This is a genomic window from Micromonospora sp. ATLC20, from assembly GCF_057196585.1.
Map to the genome: position 1 here is coordinate 1 of NZ_JBXUOV010000118.1, position 18,131 is coordinate 18,131.

An 18,131-nucleotide genomic window follows, 5' to 3' on the forward strand; every position below is an offset into this window, starting at 1 on the left:
CAAAAACCACAACCGCTGCTGCGCAAACGACAACGGCAAACCCTCACCCCGCGCCACCACCGGAATACCCCCACCCACCACACGCCCGGACAGGCGCTTTAGAGCTTCTTCCCGAACGTGCGCGGGCAGTGCGGCGATACGGTCTTCACGCGACAACGACATCGTGCATTCCTCTTTCGTCAATGCGAAGGAGCGACCAGGCGCCGCACCACGGTCAATTGAATTGCTGGGATCGGCGGGTATTCATGATCGGCAGGGTTGACGACGGCATCGTCGCCGGAACGAGGCCAAGCCTCCACCCCTGGTGGGAATGAAGGCGACGTTGACGCTCGCATTCGACGACATGGCGGACAACAACTTTCAGCCGCGCATGAACGCGGGCGTCGGATGCGGTCACGCTGGAGTTCGTGCCGTTCTTTTCATGACACCGTGTAGGTCCCGTGCGCGGCTTCGGCCCGCTGCTCCCGAACGCTCCGATGCGTCGCCGGAGTGGGGATAACCCGAAAACGCGGGCTCTGATAGCCCCCTTGCTGGCCGCTCGTAACCGCTGCGAAGCTGTCCCGGTGCCGCAGCCTGTCCCAGCGGTCACCGCGCGACCGGAAGGATGTGAACGTGGAGTCGGCGTCACCTCCGGAACTCGGCACGGAGCTCGGCGCGCCGCCGCCGACGTCGGGCCCACAGCGCCGGCAGAGCCGTGGGCTGCAAGAGTTCCGCTATGTGCTCGGCAACCTGGTGGTCGCCGTGTTCGGGCCGCTGTACGTACTGGCCGTCCTGTTCGTCGGGGTGGGTCTCGCCGTGGTCCTCGCCGGTGTCCCCCTCCTGGCGCTCGGGCTGGCCGGTGCCCGGCGGTGGGGCGCGGTCGAAGCACGGAGAGCCAGGCTGCTCGACGTCTGGCTGGATCGCACGCCGCCGCCTCCGGTACGCCCCGGCCTCGGCGGCTGGACGATCGCTCACCTGAGCGACGCCAGCGCCTGGCGCGTGATGCTCTACCTGGTGGCCAAGCTGCCGACCGCGTCGACCGCCTTTGTCACTGCGACCGCCTTCTACGGCCTAGGGGCGGTGCTGGCGACGTACCCGGTCTGGTTCCGCATGGGCGCCTCCGTCGCGGACGAGGACGGCGTCGTGAAGCCGGAGACCACGCTCCGTTTCGGCTCCTTCTACTTCGACACCTGGCTCGGTGCCCTGGCTCTCGGACTCACCGGTGTCCTCCTGCTGGTCCTGGCACCGCGTGCGATTCACGTCGCGCTGGCCCCCGACCGCTTGCTGAGCTGGATCCTGTTGCGCCCCGGGCGCGGGGCCGAGCGCATCCGGGACCTGGAGGACATGCGGGCACGAACGCTGGACGACACGACGAACGCACTCCGCCGGATCGAGCGCGACCTGCACGACGGCGCGCAGGCACGGCTCGTCACCCTGGCGATGGATCTCGGCCTCATCAAGCAGACGCTCGAAGACGACGACTCCGGGCAGAACAAGGAGCAGGTACGGGATCTGATCGAGATCGCGCACAGCAATGCCAAGGAGGCACTGACCGAGCTGCGGAGCCTCGCCCGCGGCTTCCACCCTCCGATCCTCGACAGTGGTCTCGACGCGGCCCTGGCCAGCCTCGCCAACAGCGTCAACGTGCCCGTGGACCTGTCGATCGACCTGTACGACCGGCCGTCACCGGCGATCGAGGCCATCTCCTACTTCTGCGTGTCCGAGCTCCTGACCAATGTGCTCAAGCACAGCAACGCGACCCGCACCTCGGTCCGGGTCAGCCAACGGCACGATATGATCCGCCTCGAAGTTGAGGACGACGGATGTGGCGGAGCCCGGATCGGGGCCGGTAGTGGTCTGACCGGGCTCGCGGAACGGCTTCGGCGGGTTGACGGGCGCATCACCGTCAACAGTCCGGCTGGCGGCCCGACCATCATCCGGGCACATCTGCCGTTGCGAGCGTGAAGCGGGGCACCTACATGCGTGTCGTCATCGCCGAGGACTCCGTCGTCCTCCGGGACGGCTTGATCCGGATGCTGACGGCGCGCGGGCACGAGGTCGTCGGCGAGGTCGGCAACGCCGACGATCTGATGGCGGTGGTCGAGCGGACCGCGCCGGACGTCGCCATCGTGGACGTCCGGATGCCGCCGACGCACACCGAGGACGGCCTGCTCGCTGCCATCGACCTGCGTCGCTCACACCCGAAGGTCGGCGTGCTGGTGTTCTCCCAGTACGTCGAGGTCCATCACACCGCGAAGATGCTGGCCGCCGGCGCCGGCGGTGTCGGTTACCTCCTCAAGGACCGGGTGGCGGACGTCAAGGACTTCGTCGAGGCGGTCCAGCAGGTAGCGGACGGCGGCACGGTGCTGGACCCCGAGCTCGTGACCCAGCTCCTGCAGGTGCAGCAGCGCTCCCGGCAGTTCACCGCCCTGACCCCGCGCGAGCGTGAAGTGCTGGCGCTGATGGCCGAGGGCCGCTCGAACGTCGCGATCGCCAAGGCGCTCACCGTCACCCCCGGTGCGGTAGAGAAGTACGTCACCAGCATCTTCCTGAAGCTGGACCTGCCCGCCACCAGCCAGGACCACCGGCGGGTGCTTGCGGTTCTGCGCTTCCTGGAGGGGTGAGTCCCGGCACCGGCCCGTGCTCGCTCCTGCCGAAAGGACGGGAGCCGGGCGGACCGCGGGTGCGGGGACAGCGGGACGGTCCGCCCCTCGCCCCCGGGGGAGTGGGCGACAAGGGCGGACCGTGGATGCGGTCTCGTCAGGACGCTGAGACCGATACCTCCGCCGGCTCCGGGGATGCCTGCTGGTCGTCGGCGCGGCGCAGGAACCGCGGCGCCCACCAGTTGGCCTTGCCGAGCCAGATCATGGCGGCGGGCAGGACGATCGCGCGGATCACGATGGCGTCGATCAGAATCGCCACCGCCAGGCCGACACCGAGCTGCTTGAACTCCAGAGCCGTCAACGTCCCGAAGACCGAGAAGACGCCGACCATAATGATCGCGGCGCTGGTGACCACGCCGGCCGAGCCGACGATGCCGTTGCGGACCGCGTCACGGATCGCCTCACCCCGCCGGTACGCCTCCTGGATGCGGCTGACCACGAATACGTGGTAGTCCATGGAGAGCCCGAACAGGATGACGAAGAGCATCAGGGGCAGCCAGGACACGATGCCCCCGTTGGAACGGAAGTCCAGCAGACCCTCCGCCCAGGTGCGCTGGAACACCAGCGTGAGCAGTCCGAAGGCGGCCCCCGCCGAGAGCAGGTTCAGGACGATGGCGGTGAGCGCGACCACGACGGAGCGGAACGTCAGCAGCAGCACGATGAACGTGAGCAGCAGGACGATGCCGACCACCCAGGGCAGCGCCTTGACCATCTCGTCGACGTAGTCGTGGTTGACGGCGACCTGGCCCCCCACCGCGTAGCTGGCACCCGGGACCGTGCCCGCGGTCTCCGGCAGGTACTCGTCGCGTAGCTTCTGCAGAGATCGCTCTGCCTGCTCGTCACGCGGATCGAACGGCACACCGAGGGCCACTGTGGAGACCTTGCCGTCCTGCGAGGTCCGGATCGAGGAGATCGGCTCGGCTGCGAACAGCGGATCACCGCTCGTGCGTTCGATCAGCCGGCGTAGTGCGGCGTCGACCGCGGCGGACTCCCCGGCGGGCGCCTCGACGGCGACGAGGTGCTCGCTGTTGGTGCTCGGGAAGGCGGTGGTCAGCCGCTGGTAGGTCGAGATGATCGGCACGGATGCCGGCATGTCCGTCGCCTGGACGACCTTGAGCTTCATGTCCGTCATGGGCAGCGCCATCGCGAGCAGCGCCAGAACCGAGATGACGAGCGTGGTCTTGGGGAACCGCAGGGAGGGCTTGAGGACCGTGGCCCAGATGCTGCGGCCGCTCTGCCGGCGACGCTCCAGCATCCGCCACAGGAAGGGCACCCGAGGCCGGTCGACCCACTTGCCGAGCTTGCTCAGCAGGGCGGGCAGGACGGTGACCGACCCGAGCACCGCGATCGCCACCACCAGGATGGTGCCCGTCGCGATGGAGGAGAAGTCGCTGTTGCCGACCACGAAGAGCGCCGCCATGGAGACGATGACGGCCAGGCCGGAGACCACGACGGCGTGGCCGGAGGTGGCGGCGGCGATCTCCACTGCCTCACGATGCTCACGCCCGGCCCGACGTTCCTCCCGTTCCCGGCGGATGTAGAAGAGCGAGTAGTCGACACCGACCGCCAACCCGATGAGCAGGATGATGCTGCTGAGTGCGCTGGTCGACGGGACCACGTGCGAGGTGACGGCGGACAGGGCGATCGCGGCGGCCACCGCGGTCAGCGAGAGCACCAGCGGGATGCTGGCTGCGATCAGCGCGCCGAAGACGAAGACCAGGATGATCAACGTGAGCGGGATGCTGAAGATCTCCGCTCGCTGGAAGTCCTTGATCTGGGTGTCGCTGACCGCCTTGTTGGTCGAGGCGTCGCCGACCATCTCGACCCGGAGCCCTGGATAGGCGTCCTGAACCGCCTCGACGGCGTCGAGCAGCGGCTCGACCCGCTCCGAGGCGGTCAGCTTGTCGCCGGTCATGGCGACCTGGACGAGCATCGCCGAGCTGTCCGGCGACGGCACCGGCCCTTCGGCCGAGTCCACCTCCGGCAGCGCCCGCAGCCGCTGGATCACGTCCTGCGCGGCCCGGGTGGCCTCGGCCTTGTCGATCGAGCCGCCGCTCCTGGAGGTGAGGAGGACGTTTTCCTGAGCGGGATCTTTGAAGTTCCCTTCGGCGACGATCTGCTCGGCGCGCCCCCACTCCCCCACGGCCGCCTCGACGGGCGTGACCATGCGCGTCCCGACCACTCCGCTGACACCGACGCACACCGCCACGAAGACGATCCAGGCACTGATCGCTCGCCAGGGCCGCACAGCGCTCCACCGGGCAACTCTGACAGTGGCTGGCTGACGAGCCATTTGTCTCTCCTTTAACGCAGACCGCTTCGGCCGTACCGCACACTCTGGATCAACTGAATGTCATCCTGGCAGGACGATCACGGCCCCGTCTTTGCCGTGAACCCCCGTGCTCTCCTAGGGGGTTAACCCCACCACCGGCCGACGGTGCGGGTGCGACGGCAGGTCACGCGTGTGCGCGCATTGCGAGCGGCAGCGTCTGTACGCCGTAGAGGCCCGGGGCGGATAGGAACTCCGGCTTGCCCGCGATACTGATCTCCGCGTAGCGGTCGAAGAGGAGATTCAGCGCGATTTTAGCCTCCAGTCGACCGAGTGGGGCCCCGATGCAGAAATGGATGCCGTGCCCGAAGGACAGGTGCGGGTTCGGGCTACGCCGGATGTCGAAGCGGTCGGCCTCGACGAAGCGATCCTCGTCGCGGTTCGCCGACAGCAGCCACACGATGGCGAGGCTGCCCGCCGGAACGGCCACGCCGGCCACCTCCGTGTCCCGGGTGACCAGACGGTTCGTCAAGGTGATCGGCGGACGCCAGCGCAGCACCTCCTCCAGGGCGGCGGGGATGAGGCTGCGGTCCGCACGGACCGCCGCGAGCGCGTCGGGGTTCTCGTCCAGGCTGATCAGGGCGTTGCCGAGCAACATGGTCGTCGTGATGTGTCCGGCGAACAGCAGGTCCGCCGCGAAGCTGAAGAGCTGGTTGTCGGTGAGCGCGGTGCCGTCCACCTCGGCGCAGGCGAGCCGGCTCATCAGGTCGCCGGTGGGTTCGGCGCGCCGCTTGTTGGCATAGTCGATGAGGTATTCCTGCATCTCCCGGACCTGCTTGGCCACCCAGTCGTTGATCTGGAACGCCGCCTCGCCGACCTGGGCGTCGTTGGTGGCGGTGATGGCGGCGTCGGCCCAGCGCCGGAACTTCGGCTGGTCGGTGATCGGCACGCCCAGCAACTCCGCGATGACCGTCACCGGGAGCGGGTTGGACAGGGCCTCCACGAAGTCCATCTCGTCGCCGGCCGCGTCGAGCAGGTCGTTGGTGATCTCGGTGATGCGGGGCGCCAGGTTCTCCACCATGCCCGCGGTGAACGCTCCGGTCACAAGGTTACGTAGCTGGCGATGCCGCGGCGGGTCGGTCGTGGCGAGGCTGCCTTCGATGAAGTTCGGTACGTCCTCCGGGGCGGCGGCGCTCATGTCCGACGAGAAGGCACCCGGATCGGCAAGCACCCGGGCCGCGTCCTTGTACCGGAAGAAATGGAAGGCCCCACTCTCCTCGTCACGCCAGATCGGCTGGTCCGTGCGCATTTGCCGGAGCCAGGCCAGCAGCTCTGCGCCGCCGTCCTCCGTGGTGGGGGGTTGGAACTCGAGACGCGATTCGGTCATACCGGTGCTCCATTCACTGTCGATCTGACGAAGTGCCGCGGATCTACTCGAGCTCGAACACGACCGACGCGGTAAGGGCGTCGATGAGGTGCTTCTTGGTGAGATGCCAGCCGGCCTCGGCGAATACGCCGTCCCACTCGTCCATGGTGGGCATGTAGACGCCCATCATGTCGTGACCCACCTCGAAGCCCAGCGTGAATACCGGGGTCTCGGAGTCCGGAATGCCGACGGTCCTGGTCGCGTCGCCGAGCAGGAACTTCTTCACATTGGGGAAACGCTCGCGGAGCTGGCGCAACGTTGCGACGCAGTTCTCCCGCGGCCAGAAGTCGTGCCCCATCATGAAGCACGTGAGCAGGTCCACCTCGGAGAGTTCGGGCAGGGAGTCGACAGCACGTACGTCCGCCTGGTGGAACGTGATCCGGTCGGTCAGGCCGGCCTTGTCGCGGTCGCTCTCGGCGGCGGCGATGGCAGCCGGTGCGATGTCCAGGCCGACGCAGCGGACGCCCGGGTAACGATGGGCGATCTGCATGAGCCGCTCGCCGCTGCCGCAGCCGAGGTCGGCCACCACCGAGAACGAGCCGTTGAGGCCTTCCATGGCGGACCAGAAGGCCGGGTCGAAGCACTTCGCGTTGATGTCACGGCACGCGTAGCTAATGGCGGCCGCGTCACGGTTGTAGAAGTGACCCGTCCGGTTGGCGTTCTTCAGCACGGCGGGCATGTCGGTGAACAGGTCGGAGCAACCCCGGCTCAGCCAGTGGAAGAACGACTTGGTCCGGTAGATCTCGTCGAAGCTGGCGGCGGGAGCGAAGACGGTGCCGTCACGGTCGAGCACGCCGACGGCCACCATCGCCCGCAGCATCCCGTACGTGGAGGCGGCGTCGAGGTCGTTCGCGGCGGCGAAGGCCGATGAATCCAGCTTCCCGTGCTCCCGCAGTTCCTCCAGGGCGCCGAGTTCCCACGCGGCGGCGATGGCCCAGGAGGCGACCGCGGAGTTGTAGATCTGCGCGGCGGCGCGGACCGCATCCTGGCCGGTTGTTTCGGTGATCATGATTTCTCCCCTTGCTGATGATGGGACGGCGATCGATACGGCGGTCACCCGCCGACGCTGACCATGGTCCGAGAGCATTGGTGGCCTGGACCACACGTTTCACTGGACGACGAATGCCCAGGCGGGGCTCAGGTCCCGCCCGGCTGCTCGACGCGGACGGCGAGCTCGCGAGGGGTGTTAAACCGGTAGATGTCGCGGACCACGAGCGGTACGCCGCGCGATTGCAGGCTCCGGACCAGCCGGACGGCGAGCAACGAGTTTCCGCCGAGGTCGAAGAAGTTGTGCGACTCCCCGGCGGACTCGCCGAAGAAGCTCCGCCAGACGTCGAGGATGACTTCCAGCGGCTCGCCGGCGGCGGTGCTGCTGCAGTCCGACGCCGGCCCCGGGTCGGGTACGGGTTCGGCCGGAGCCGGCAGACGCCCGCTGTCCAGTTTGCCGTTGGCTGTCAGCGGCAGCGCCGACAGCTCGGTCACCGTACTGGGCACCATGTAGTCGGGCAGCATGCGCGCGACCCGCTTGCGCAGGTCGGTGGGGTCGGCCGAGTCGCGGACGACATAGGCGTTGAGTCGCGCGCCGGCCGGGTCGGACGGGTCGGGGACGTCGAGCGCCACGGCTGCCGCGGTCACGTCCGGCTCGGCCAGCAGCACCGAGCGGATCTCGTCCAGTTCCACCCGGTGCCCGCGAACCTTGACCTGGCTGTCCAGCCGGCCGAGATGCTCGATCCGCCCGTCCGGGAGGAGCCGCCCTCGGTCCCCGCTGAGATAGATCCGCGTACCGTCCTCGGGGTCGATGACGAACCGTTCGGCGGTCAGCTCCGCGCGCCCCAGATACTCCGCCGCCACACCGTCCCCGCCGACGGCGATCTCACCGAGCCAGCCGGTCGGCACCTGGCGGCGGTGCGGGTCGAGGATGCGTACCGACCAGCCGGGCAGCGGGCGGCCGACGGAACGGGAGGAGGCGAGCGCCTCGGCGCGGGTGATGGTCTGCGCGGTCACGTGCACTGTCGTCTCGGTGATCCCGAACATGTTGACGACCCGGCACCGCGTCTCCGGGCGTACGTCGAACCACCGCGTGAGCACGCGGGCGTCGAGACTCTCGCCCCCGAAGACGACGAGACGCACGGACAGGCCGACGGGCTTGCGGCTCTCCAGTTCCAGGAGCTGGGTGAAGGCCGACGGCGTCTGGCTCAGCACGGTCACCTTCTCGTCGAGGAGCAGGCGCCGGAAGTCGTCCGGGGATCGCGTCGTCCAGTAGGGCACCACGACGAGCCGGCCCCCGGTGAGCAGGCAGCCGTAGATCTCCCAGACCGAGAAGTCGAACGACGGCGAGTGGAACATCGTCCAGACGTCGGATCCGGTCAGCCCGAAGTCGGATCGGGTCGCGGAGATCAGGCGTGTCACGTTCCCGTGCGGCACGACCACGCCCTTGGGCCTGCCTGTGGAACCGGAGGTGTAGATGACGTACGCGGGGTCCTCCGGCTTGTGGTCCGTCGTCGGCGGAGCCGCGGACTGCGCGGCGGCTTCCTCGGCGAGCTGCGCCAGGGTGAGCCCTGGTATGTCGCCCACCGGCGGTGCGTCCGCTTCCAGGACGACGAGGGCGACGCCGGCATCCGACGCGACCGCCGCCAGGCGCGCGCCGGGATTGCGCGGGTCGAGCGGTACCTGCACCGCGCCTGCGGCCAGAACCGCGAGCAGGGTCGTCACAAGATCCGTGGACCGGTCCAGGCAGACTCCGAGCCGGTCGCCGCTGCGCACGCCGTGCGCGCGAAGCACCCGCGCGAAGCGGTTCGCCCGCTCGTCGAGCTGACGATAGGTCAGCCGGGTGGTCCCGTCCCCGACGGCGACGGCGTCGGGTGTGGCCGCCACCCGGTCGGCGAAGGCGTCGAGTATACAGCGCCCATCGGAACCGGGATCTCGCGGGGTGGCGCCCAGGGCGCGCAGCCTCGCACGCTCACCGGCCGGCAGCAGGCTCAGCGAGGTCGGCGGCGCGTCTTGCGGAGCATCGGCCAACTGAGCGGCGACGTGGCAGATCAGGTCACCGATGTCCTCCCGGGCCCACCCGGGCCGCCCGGGATCCGCGCTCACCTCGACGGCGATGCCGCCGCCGGTCACCGTGACGGTGAGTGGATGGGGGTGGGCCGGGATCGGCCGGTAGCCGGTGGCTCCCTCGCAGAGGAGAGGCGTTGACGGGTCCGCCGGCTCCGGGGCCGGCCGGCTGAGCGCCTCGGCGACCGCTTCGCGGTAGGCGCCGATACCGGTCGTCCCGGCGTCCGGGGCGACGACGCTGCGCGGGCCCACGTCGTCCTCGCGGAGCACTGTGACGCGGGGAGGAGTGTCCGCGCTGTGGGCGGCCAGCAGGAGGCCCAGCGCGGCGACGACGTCGGCGAGCACCGGCGACGACGTGGCGGAGGTGACCTCCGGGGTCACTCCGGCCATGTGCGCCACCGCTTCCAGCAACGCCCGGGAACCCGCCTCCCCCGCGACGACGACCAGGTCGTCGTGGTCGTCGTCGTAGGAGAGGATCACCACGCGTACGTCCGTCGGGCCGACCGGGCGACGCACCTCCGCGGCCCGGTGCCGCTCGGCCGAGGCGCTGTCCGACGAGCCGGCGACGGCGGTCAGCCAGATACGTGCCGCTCCCCCGCCCGGTGCGGCGGGATCGGCCAGGAGCCGGGTCAGTTCATCGAGGCGGCGTGACGCGTCAACGTTGGCCGGTAAGGGATACACCGCCGCGTGGCCGTACCCGGTGGTCGATGGCATGTCGTGGGTCGTCGAAGGCACGTTACCTCCCAAAAGGGACCGTCAGCGGGCGGTGTATCCGCCGTCGACAGTCAGCACCGTCCCGGTCGTGTGGTGAGATCGACCGGATGCGAGCCACAGGATCGCGGCGGCCACCGCGGGCGCCTCGACCAGCGCGTTGTCTGGCTGTAGCTGCACGAATGTGCTCTCGTGGTCGGCCGTCTCGACCTCCAGACAGCGGGCGATCTCGCGCAGCATCCGGCCTTCGAGCACCTCGTCGTCACGGATCGAGCCCGGGCAGACGGCGTTGACCCGGATCCCGTAGGGCGCGTAGTCCAGCGCGACGGCCTTGGTCAGGCCGATCAGGCCGTGCTTGGCGGCGACGTAGCCGGCGAAGTTGCGGTAGCCGACGAGTCCGGCTGTCGAGGCGACGTTGACGATGCTGCCCGATCGCCGGGCGACCATCGACGCTCCCAACGCCTTGATCATCCGCCAGGCGCCGCTGAGATCGATGTCGATCATCAGAGACCACTCCGGCTCGGTGACCTCGTGCACGACCGCCCCCGACGGCGCCGCGATGCCCGCGTTGTTCACCAGGACGTCGACCGCCCCGAACCGGGCGAGGGCCTCCCCGACCACCCGCTCGGCGGCGGCCAGGTCGCGGACGTCGGCCACTGCCATCTCCGCCACGGCGCCGGCCGCGCGGCACAGCCGTGCCGTGTGCTCTAGCTGGCTGGGCGTGCCCAGCGGGTACGGAACTTCGGGCAGATCCGCCGCGATGTCGACGAGCACGAGGTCCGCGCCCTCCGCCGCGAACGCCGTCGCGGTGGCGCGACCGACACCGCGGGCCGCGCCCGTGATGACGGCGACCCGCCCCACCAGGCTGCCGCTCATGCCGTCGCGGGCGCGGACGGGAGACGCCGCTGGATGAGGCGCAGCAGGCCGGGCCACGAGTCGACGAGGTACATGTGACCGCCCGGGACCTGCTCCAGACGGAACGTACGCCCGGCGATCCGCGCCCACTCGCGGGCGGCCGGCTCGTCGACGACCTCGTCCTCGACGCCCCGGACCGACAGGATGTCCGCCGGCAGCGGCTCCCTCGGGTCGTCGCCGTGGGCCGCGTGGTACGCCTCGTGCATGACCACGTCGGCACGCAGGGTCGGCAGCAGCAGGTCCCTGAGATCCGGGTCGTCGAGGGCCGGGTGGTGATAACCCGAGATCTCGCGGACGCCGGCGATGAACTCGTCGTCGGGCAGCGTGGCGATACGCCGGCCACGCAGCGTCCACGGTCCCGGGGATCCGCTCACCACGAGGGTCAGGTCCAGCCCGGGTTCACGCGCGAGCAGCACCAGCGCGGTCTCGTACGCCAGCACTGAACCGAAGCTGTGCCCGAACAGGACGATGCGTCCGGCGGCGGAGGCCGCCTCGGCGAGGTCGCCCGCGAGTTGTGCAGCGAGGTCGCGCAGATCCCCGGGCAGCGGCTCGTCGAACCGCTTCTCCCGGCCCGGCAGTTCCACCGGGACGACGTCCAGCGTCGTCGAGAAGCCGCGCCACGCCTGATAGAAGGAGGCACCGGCGCCAGCCGGTGGAAAACAGAGTACAGGAATCGCGGACATGGACCCTCTCCCACCGGGAAATCGGCGAGCAGAAACGATCGGGCGCCAGGCTCGCAAACAGATCCAGGGCGCGGCGCTCGGTCCCGGAATATACCGACGCCCCCGGCGGCGTCCCAGCCTCCGACTACCTTCTCCGGCCACCATTCATGCAGTCTTGAAAGTGATGTCCGGCCGCCTTCGGTGCTGATACGAACTGCAGACTGTGGCCCTGGACAGGGACGGCGCACGGACGGCGGGATGACTGATGGCGATGAGCGGCGATCACCGGCAGGAGTCCCGCGGCGCGGGGACTCCTTTGGTTCTCGTGGCCGGGACGGGCAGCAGCGGCCGGGTCTGGCACCTGCATCAGGTGGCGGCCCTGGCGGCGGCCGGCCACCGGGTCACGACCTTCGACAACCTCGGCACGCCGGGGCGGGGACCCCTGAGAACGTACCGGCTGAGCGAACTGGTCGACGACACGGTGCGCCTGCTGGAGAGCCTCGACACCGGGCCGGTCCGGTTGGTCGGATTCTCCCTGGGCGCCCGTGTGGTGCAGGAACTGCTGCTGGTCCGGCCGGAGTTGGTCAGCGCCGCGGTGCTCATGGGCACGCGCGCCCGGGCCGACCACTGGACCCTCGCCCTGGCCGCCGCCGACCGTGAGTTCGACGCGGCGCAAGGCGCCCGGACGCCCCGGTCCGCCGCGATCGACCGGGCGCTGAGGTATCTGTCACCACAGACCTTCCGGGACGAGCGCGCGACCCGCGACTGGCTGGAGATCTTCGAGCGGGCGGCCGGCAGCGGTGACCCGGTGATCGACCAGGTCGATCCCGCGGATCTGGCCGCGGACCGCACCGCCGCCTACCGCCGGATCCGCACCCCTTGCATGGTGATGGCCTTCAGCGACGATCGGATCACGCCGACGCACCTCGGACGGGAAGTCGCCGACGCCGTTCCCGCGAGCGTCTACCGCGAAGTTCCCGGTTGCGGCCATTACGGGTATCTGGAGCGGCCGAAGGCCGTCAATTCCCTGATTCTCGAATTCTTCGGCACTCTTCCGAGTGCCTCTTCGACGTCTCCTGAAAGAGATTGCCGCTCTCCGATCGTCCACTGAGACTGCCGACAGGATACCGACGTCAGCAGGGAGAAGACGGCGTGGAGAGAATTGAGCTGACCACCGACGAAAGCCGGGCGGTCGCCGAACTGGTGCACCGGGTGCACGAGGAATACGACGGCTGGGACGCGCACGAGCTCGTCGGTCGATGCGAGGTGGAGGCTGAGGCGCTACCGCAGCGACTGCGGCGGTTCCTGGCCACGGTGCGTTCGAACGAGGCGGAACTCGCCGTCGTCTCGGGGCTGCCGGTAAGCGGGGACCTCGCTCCCACTCCGTCCGGCTGGGACGCGGCTGCGAAGACGGGCGCCGGGACCGTGGAGGAGGTCCTGCTGCTGATCTGCTCGGCAGCCCTTGCCCAGCCGTTCGGCTGGAGCAGCCAGCAGGACGGCCGGATGGTACACGACGTCTGCCCGGCGCGGGGCATGGAGAAGTCCCTCACCAGCGCGAGCAGCTCGGTGCCGCTGTCCCTGCACACCGAGGACGTCTTCCACGACTGCCGTGCGGATTACGTGGCCCTGTTCTGCCTGCGCAACCCGGATGACGTCGCCACCGAGCTGACCCGGATCAGCCGGGTGGACGTCCCGCCGGAGTTGCGGACGGTGCTGTCCGAGGAACGGTTCCGGTTCTATCCCGACGACTCGCACCTCGGCAAAGTTCTGATCGCCGAGGACGACCAGGGAGCACTCGCGAAGCGGCAGTTCACCACGGGATCGGTGCTGTTCGGGCCGGCCGAGCGTCCGTACCTGCGGTTCGACGTGGACTTCATGGCCACCGAGCGGGACGGCGACCGGCCGGCCGAGGAGGCGATCACGGCGATGCAGGAGCTGCTCGCCTCCTCGATCGAAAAGGTCGTCCTGAAGCCCGGCGACCTGGGCTTCATCGACAACCACCAGGGCGTTCACGGGCGCAGCCCGTTCACCGCCAACTTCGACGGCACCGACCGGTGGCTCAAGCGGGTCAACCTGACCCGGGACATCCGCCGGGTCTACACGGTCAACCGGTCGCGCTCGCGCGTCCTGGCCTGACAGACGGAAGCCGGCCCGCCCGGCCGTCACCGCTCCGCGGCGGGATGGCCGAGCAGGGCGCCGGTGAGCCGGGTGTTCAGTGCGACGACCGCGCGGGTCGCGTGGGGGGCCGCCAGCAGCAGCAGAACTCCGACCAGCGCGGCCGCGAACGCCGACGGCCAGCTATCGAGGGCGAGACCGCCCCAGACCTGACCACCCGGACGGGTCTCGCCGTCGGCGCCGACCACCGACCCGGTCAGCGGGAACCACAGTGGATAGGTCAGCTCTGCCACACCGCCTCCCCAGAACAGCAGGGTGACGGCGCTGGTGAGCATCGCCATCGGCAGCTTGACCAGCAGCCAGCCGAAGGCACGCCAGCCTGACCGATGGCCGATCTCCGACCGGATGAAGCCCAGCAGCCCGGGGCGACGCTCCGGGCCCTCCGGCGTGCCCGCCGGGCGGCGGAGCAGCACGCGCGTACGCGCGCCTTCCCAGTTCGCCAGCCGGCGCGCGCCGGCGAGTGCCAGGCCGACGAAGACCAGGCCCACCACCGTCACCGCGAGGGTGAGCCCGGTCGCGAAGAGCGCCAGGACGTACGCCAGTCCGAACGTGACGATGAAGATGTCCGTGATGCCGAAGACGGCGTCACCGAAGGCGCTGCGGTCGTAGCGAAGCCGGGACGCAAGGCCCTCCGGCCGGTGCAGCAGGGTGTCATGTGCATCCATGTCCCTAGACTTTCAGCTCGGGCCGGGCGCTCCTATGGGACTGGCCCGGCATTCTCGATGTCGGGTTTTCCCCACTACACCGCGACGGTGGGGGTCACTCCGCCGCCTCGGACAACCGCTCCACCACCTCCTGCGTACGCAGCTTCCGCAGGGTGCCGCTGGCGGAGGTGAGCACCGCGAGGACCAGCAACGCGGCCGCACAGATGATGATCGCTCCATCGGCGCTGCCGAAGCCGACCAGGAAGCCTCCGACCAGCGGGCCCAGGGAGCCGGATACGCCACCGGACAGTTGGGCGGCGGCGCTCATGCGGCCACGCAGGCCGTCCGGAGTGAGGGCCATCTGCACGCCCTGGATGCTCGTCGTCGCCGCGGGGGTCAGGAACGCCATGGCGGCCAGCACCACGCCGAAGCCGAGACCGGCCGGCACCACGAGCAGCACGGGGGCCAGGAACGTGCAGAGCCAGGCCAGACCGATGACGAGTGTGTACGGCCGCAACCGCGCCGTCAGCGCCGGTGCCACCAGCGCGCCGGAGAGCCCGCCGACCCCGATCATCGTGACCATCAGGCCGATCTCTCCGGCACCGACGCCCCTGTCGTTCGACACGATGATCACCACGAACATCACCGTGTTGAAGACGAGGTTCAGCCCCACCGCGCAGAGGAAGGTGACCCGGATCCGCGCCTCACCGAAGACCCACCGCAGCCCGCGCATGGTCTCGCTCATGACGTTGGCCGGCTCGGCGCGGGGCGCGCCGGGCCTGAGCCGTACGAAGAGCAGCAGGACGAACGACAGGGTGTACGAGATGGCGTCGACGACGAACGGCAGCATCCGTTGCAGCCCGAACAAGAATCCGCCGATGGCAGGTCCGATCGTGATTCCCAGGTACGCCCGGCCGGCGAGACCGGCGAGTGCCGTCTGGTACTGCTCCGCGGGCACGATCTGCGGCAACGCCGCTTCCTCGGCCGGGGCGAACAACGCGCCGAAGATGCCCTCGGCGGCCGCGCAGACGAGGATCAGCACGAAGCCCGCCTGGCCGAACAGCAGCGCGACGGCGAGGACGCTCATGCTGAACGCCCGGAAGAACTCGCTCGTAAGCATCACCTTGCGACGGTCGAAACGATCGACGATCGCGCCGCTGGGCAGTCCGCACAGGAGCCGGGCCGCCATGTTGGCGAAGCCGACGACACCGGCCTGCACCGACGAGCCGGTGATCGCCAGCGCCAACAGGGGGAACGCGACGGCGGACGCCGCGGACCCGAGCTCCGAGATGGTCTGGCCGGTCAGCAGCAGAAGATAGTTGCGGTTGCGGGAAAGCGGCACCTTCGGCGCCTGCTGCGCCACCCCGGGATCGGGTGGAGCAGGAACGGAATCCTGGATCTTGGGTGAGCTCATTGCATCCACCTTCTGCTCGGGTCGGTCAGTCGACCGCGTTGGAGGACGGACCGCCTGCCGATAGCTGGCGTTCGAGCTCGGCGAGTACGAGGTCCTCGACGTGCTCCGCCAGCCGGTCGATCGTCGGCCGGTCGAAGAGTTCCCGCGGCGACAGATCGATGCCGAACGCCTCGCGGACCCGGGCCACGACCCGGATGCTGATGATCGAGTCGCCCCCGGACTCGAAGAAGTCGTCCTTCACCCCGATCTCGCCCACGCCGAGTGCGTCCGTCCAGATGGCGACCAGGGCCTCCTCGGTCGGCGTCCGTGGCGCCACCGAGGGCTCCGTCCGGAGCACGCCGTCCGGCTCGGGCAACGCCCGCCGGTCGAGTTTGCCGTTCGGCGTCAGGGGTAGCTGGTCCAGCACGTGCAACGCGCCCGGCACCAGATGCTCCGGCAGCAGGCCGGCGAGGAAGTCGCGTACCTTGGCCAGGTCCGGTCGCCGGCCTTCGGCGGGCACCAGGTACCCCACCAGCCATCGATTGCCGTTCGAGCGCAGCCGGGCCACCACGGCCGCGTCCACCACCTCCGGATGGCGCAGTAGTACGGCCTCGACCTCGGCCGGTTCCACCCGGTGACCCCGGATCTTGACCTGTGTGTCGAGCCGGCCCAGGAACTCCAGTTGCCCGTCCGGCCGCCACCGGGCCCGGTCACCGCTGCGGTAGAGCACACCGCCGGTCCGGAACGGGTCGGGAAGAAAGCGGGCGGCGTCCAGGTCCGGGCGGTTCAGATAGCCCCGGCCGACGCCGTCGCCACTGATGTATATCTCACCCGGGGCGCCAATCGGCAGCACCTCGCGGTTCTCGCCGAGCACGTACACCCGGGTGTTGGCGATCGGCGCGCCGATCGGCAGACGGTCGTCGGCAGCGGGCGCCTCGCCGACGCGGTGCACCGTCGTGATGGATGTGCACTCGGTGGGTCCGTACACGTTGATCACGCGAACGTCCGGATCGTGCTCCGCCAGGCGGGCGCAGTGGCCCGGGGAGAGCACGTCGCCACCAACGACGATCTGACGCAGGCCGACCAGCGCCTTCACGTCGCTGTCCACGATCTCGTGGAACATACCCGTGGCGAGCGTCAGCAGAGTGATCCCGTGCTCGACCAGGAACCCGCGCAGCCGCTGCATCGAGACCACACCGGGCGGGTACACGGCCAGCGTGGCACCGGAGAGCAGGCCGGTCCAGATCTCGAACGTGGACGCGTCGAATGAGATGGAGGCGGACTGGGCCACCACGTCATCGCTCCCGATCGGACAGTAGTCACCCGGGTTGACGAGCCGGACGACGCCCCGGTGCGTGACCATCGCCCCGCGCGGTATGCCGGTCGAGCCGGAGGTGTACATGACGTACACCAGGTCGTCCGGGGTGACGTCGGTGTCGGGCGGGGAGTCTGGGCGCGCCGCGACGGCGGCGCTGTCCGCGTCGAGTCGTACGATTCGGGCCCCGCTCGTGGGCAGCCGGTCGGCGTACCGGTCGAGGGTGACGATCACCGGCGCGGCGATGTCGGTGATCATGAACTTCAGCCGCGCCGCGGGGTAGTCCGGGTCGAGCGGGACGTAGGCGCCGCCCGCCTTGAGGATGCCGAGCATGCCGACGATCAGGTCAATGCTGCGATCGGCGCAGAGACCGACCAGGACGCCCCGGCCGACGTGCAGTTCTCTCAGGTGGTGCGCGAGTTGGTTGGCCCGCCGGTCGAGTTCGGCGTAGGAGAGCTCACTGCCAGCGCACGCCACCGCCACGGCGTCCGGCGTGGCGCGCGCCTGCTCGGCGAAGACCTCGTGCACACACAGGTGTGCCGGATACGCCGCCTCGGTGTCGTTGAACTCGTCGATGATGCGGTGGCGTTCCTGGGCGGTGAGCATCTCCACGTCGCCGAGCGTGCGGTCGGCTCCCGCGGCCAGCCCTTCGAGCAGGGCCACGAAGTGGTTTCCCAACCGGGTGACCGTCGACTGGTCCAGGAGCGTGGGGTCGTAGCGGATGACCTGGTTCAGCTCGGGCCCGGCGTACGCGATGAGGTTCAGGGGATAGCTGCCGATCTCGTCGGCGTGGATGTCGTCGATCACCAGGCCCTCGGCCGTCGCGGCCGACGAGTCGGCGGGGTAGTTCTCGAAGACGACGATGCTGTCGAACATCGGCGAGCCGGCCGGCACCTCGCTCCAGCTCTGGATGTCCGCCAGCGCC

General features: G+C 69.5%; 13 protein-coding genes. 4 read left to right on the forward strand and 9 right to left on the reverse strand.

The features are described from left to right. The first annotated feature begins 612 nt into the window (after positions 1-612). Positions 613-1,944, forward strand: a complete 1,332-nt coding sequence (locus AC2CHG_RS21685; RefSeq protein ID WP_484525447.1) for a sensor histidine kinase — start codon at positions 613-615, stop codon at positions 1,942-1,944. 14 nt (positions 1,945-1,958) lie between these two features. Beyond that, a complete protein-coding gene (locus AC2CHG_RS21690; protein ID WP_484525459.1) occupies positions 1,959-2,603 on the forward strand; it encodes a response regulator in 645 nt (214 codons plus the stop codon). A gap of 136 nt (positions 2,604-2,739) precedes the next feature. Here the strand turns inward: AC2CHG_RS21690 and AC2CHG_RS21695 are convergent, their stop codons facing one another. From AC2CHG_RS21695 to AC2CHG_RS21720, 6 genes are all read right to left on the reverse strand, one after another. Continuing rightward, a complete protein-coding gene (locus tag AC2CHG_RS21695) occupies positions 2,740-4,935 on the reverse strand; it encodes an MMPL family transporter (protein ID WP_484525448.1) in 2,196 nt (731 codons plus the stop codon). A gap of 163 nt (positions 4,936-5,098) precedes the next feature. Beyond that, positions 5,099-6,298: a cytochrome P450 gene (locus tag AC2CHG_RS21700; RefSeq protein WP_484525449.1), complete on the reverse strand. Its 1,200-nt coding sequence runs from the start codon at positions 6,296-6,298 to the stop codon at positions 5,099-5,101. A gap of 43 nt (positions 6,299-6,341) precedes the next feature. Next, positions 6,342-7,346: a methyltransferase domain-containing protein gene (locus tag AC2CHG_RS21705; RefSeq protein ID WP_484525450.1), complete on the reverse strand. Its 1,005-nt coding sequence runs from the start codon at positions 7,344-7,346 to the stop codon at positions 6,342-6,344. Positions 7,347-7,474: 128 nt separating this feature from the next. After that, on the reverse strand, positions 7,475-10,105 hold the full coding sequence (locus tag AC2CHG_RS21710) for a non-ribosomal peptide synthetase (RefSeq protein ID WP_484525451.1): 2,631 nt from the start codon (positions 10,103-10,105) through the stop codon (positions 7,475-7,477). A gap of 42 nt (positions 10,106-10,147) precedes the next feature. Continuing rightward, on the reverse strand, positions 10,148-10,978 hold the full coding sequence (locus AC2CHG_RS21715) for an SDR family oxidoreductase (RefSeq protein WP_484525452.1): 831 nt from the start codon (positions 10,976-10,978) through the stop codon (positions 10,148-10,150). Beyond that, positions 10,975-11,700: a thioesterase II family protein gene (locus AC2CHG_RS21720; RefSeq protein ID WP_484525453.1), complete on the reverse strand. Its 726-nt coding sequence runs from the start codon at positions 11,698-11,700 to the stop codon at positions 10,975-10,977. The genes AC2CHG_RS21715 and AC2CHG_RS21720 overlap by 4 nt, the downstream gene beginning before the upstream one ends. A gap of 244 nt (positions 11,701-11,944) precedes the next feature. Here AC2CHG_RS21720 and AC2CHG_RS21725 point away from each other — a divergent pair, with 244 nt between their 5' ends. After that, positions 11,945-12,790 (forward strand): alpha/beta fold hydrolase, encoded by an 846-nt coding sequence (locus AC2CHG_RS21725; protein WP_484525454.1) that lies wholly within the window; start codon positions 11,945-11,947, stop codon positions 12,788-12,790. Between the two features lie 41 nt (positions 12,791-12,831). Beyond that, positions 12,832-13,815, forward strand: a complete 984-nt coding sequence (locus AC2CHG_RS21730; RefSeq protein ID WP_484525455.1) for a hypothetical protein — start codon at positions 12,832-12,834, stop codon at positions 13,813-13,815. A 26-nt stretch (positions 13,816-13,841) separates the two neighbouring features. On the opposite strand, the gene AC2CHG_RS21735 is transcribed toward AC2CHG_RS21730, so the two are convergent. The 3 genes from AC2CHG_RS21735 to AC2CHG_RS21745 form a co-directional block, all read right to left on the reverse strand. After that, positions 13,842-14,519 carry a sensor domain-containing protein gene (locus AC2CHG_RS21735; protein WP_484525456.1) on the reverse strand — a complete coding sequence of 226 codons (678 nt, stop codon included), beginning with the start codon at positions 14,517-14,519 and terminating at the stop codon, positions 13,842-13,844. A 94-nt stretch (positions 14,520-14,613) separates the two neighbouring features. Next, a complete protein-coding gene (locus AC2CHG_RS21740; RefSeq protein ID WP_484525457.1) occupies positions 14,614-15,912 on the reverse strand; it encodes an MFS transporter in 1,299 nt (432 codons plus the stop codon). A 25-nt stretch (positions 15,913-15,937) separates the two neighbouring features. After that, positions 15,938-18,131 (reverse strand): non-ribosomal peptide synthetase (locus tag AC2CHG_RS21745; protein WP_484525458.1); only part of this gene is annotated, 2,194 nt, incomplete at its 5' end.